Below are 1997 nucleotides of genomic sequence, written 5' to 3'. Positions count from 1 at the left end.
TTTCTGAATGGTTCTATAACCCTTCGCTCGTCACCCCCTGAATGTTTCTATCAGGGGTCCACAGTCTTTTAAACCAAAGAAAAAAGCAAAAACATGGATTCCCGATAAAAGATTTCGGGAATGACGGCGGGGGTGGCATTCCTGAATGGTTCTATCACCCTTCGTTCGTCACCCCGGCAATTTTTAAGCCGGGGTCCAGAAGTATAAAGGGGAGACCCCTTTATAATCCCCCAAAAAGAGAACAGCCTAAACTAAAAGAAAAAACAGAAAATGCAAAAGACTACTGAGGAAGGGAAAACAGAACTATGAGGGGGAAAAAGACCCCCTCATAACCCCCCGGAGAAACATAAAGATAAAAGCAAAAAATGCAAAGGACAAAGAACTAACCGAGGAAGAAAAAGCATCTTCCTCGTTAAAAGCCTTTGGATTCCCGATTGAAGATTTTGGGAATGACGGATGATGTTGGATTCCCTGAACGCCTCTATCATCCCGTTGTCCGTCATTCCTGAGTGTCTTTATCAGGAATCTAAATAATGGAAGGGGAAACCCTCTATGTATCTTTCCCCTCGCCCTTCCGAGGTTAGGGTGAGGGTGGTTTTTTCTTGTCATCGCGAGGGTTGTTTGCTCGTATCCCGTGGCGATCTCGCTTTTCTGAGCCTCAAAAAACTAAAAAAGCAAATTAGATAGAGTAAAAAACTTGGGATTGCCACGCCATACGGAACTACGAGGCTCGCAATGACCGCCCTCATCCGTCACCCCTGAATGGTTCTACGAGGAATCCAAACAATGGGAGGAGGCATCCCTATGATTACCAATAGAAGGACAAAAAGAAAAAACAAAAACGTGGATGTCTCGCTAAACTTCAGGCATGAGGGAAGAGGGAAACCCTTGACAGGAGAAGGTTAGAGTAATTTCTTCTCAAAATCTCTTTCCCTCCTTATGCGAACTCGCCCAGGTTGTAATATGACAAAGGACCTCTCCAGCTTAGAACCTTCCCGATTTATTAAGCTCAATATCGAAGTACAAAGCTCTTGTCTTGACCTCGCCGGAAACTTCAAGAGCACTACTCCTGCTTCCGATGCTCCCGAAAAATAAGCAAAACGCCCAAAGTCCTTATCCTCAGTTAAAAGAATTCTTTCTTCCTCTTTAGCTAACTCGATAACTTGTTGGTCCTCCACCCCGGGGCAAACTTCAGAGATTGCAAGTACATCAAAGCCCTTACTCCGCAAAGCCCGAACTACCGCAAAATCACAGCTCTCATCGGCTAGAAAGCGCATAATCTATAAAACAATCGTTTCTTCAAAAGCCAAGACCTCTGCTGCATAAGCCAGAGCTGCTTGGATATCGCGAGGAGAAAGATGCGGATAAGCGTCGAGCAACTCTTCTAATGTCACTCCCTCACTTAATTTCCGTAGAATTAACTCTACGGGTATCCTGGTTCCTTTAATCACTGGCTTACCCATCATTACTTTAGGATTAACCTCTATCCGATTAAGGAGTCTTTCTTCTTCCATTTAGATCGCCTCCTATAGAAATATACCCTCCTTGCGCTAGCGAGCTAACGGGATGTAAATTGAGCAGATTAAAAGATTTTTACGTCTTCTATAGTCCCACCATTAGAATCTCTAATAACACTGTTGATATTTACCAGCTCAGTTCCTGCTTTATTTTATCACAATCCACTCAACCATGGCATATATTGCTTTTCTCTATTATTTCCCTTGCCCATCCCCTGAATGATTCTATCATCTCAAGTCCATCACCCCGGCAATTTTTAAGCCGGGGTCTACAGTACTTAAAAACGTGGATTCCCGATTGAAGATTTCGGGAATGACGGCGGGGGTGGATTCCCACCTAAATTTCAGGCATGGCGACTGGGAGAGGTGGGAAAAGAAAATACATGATCTAATGTACTTCGGTTGCCATCCGGCCCCGAACTATTATCTCTTCTAATTCTTTTCTCGAAATCTCCTCCTTAGGGAAATCACCAATTTTCT

At 43.9% G+C, this 1997-nt stretch carries 2 protein-coding genes; both read right to left on the bottom strand.

What is annotated here, in order from left to right; translation table 11 throughout:
* Positions 1-902: 902 nt before the first annotated feature.
* Entirely contained in the window at positions 903-1277 is a 375-nt protein-coding gene (locus tag GXZ17_RS09435) for a DUF5615 family PIN-like protein (protein ID WP_409377036.1), read from the bottom strand.
* 3 nt (positions 1278-1280) lie between these two features.
* Positions 1281-1514, bottom strand: a complete 234-nt coding sequence (locus GXZ17_RS09430; RefSeq protein ID WP_409377035.1) for a DUF433 domain-containing protein — start codon at positions 1512-1514, stop codon at positions 1281-1283.
* Between the last annotated feature and the right edge of the window lie 483 nt (positions 1515-1997).

It is taken from the genome of Candidatus Sordicultor fermentans (genome assembly GCF_012728195.1).
In the GTDB taxonomy this organism is placed as follows: Bacteria; Atribacterota; Atribacteria; order Atribacterales; family Caldatribacteriaceae; genus Sordicultor; species Sordicultor fermentans.
Note: the sequence above shows the minus strand (reverse complement) of the source record. Positions and strands in the feature narration are given on the sequence as shown.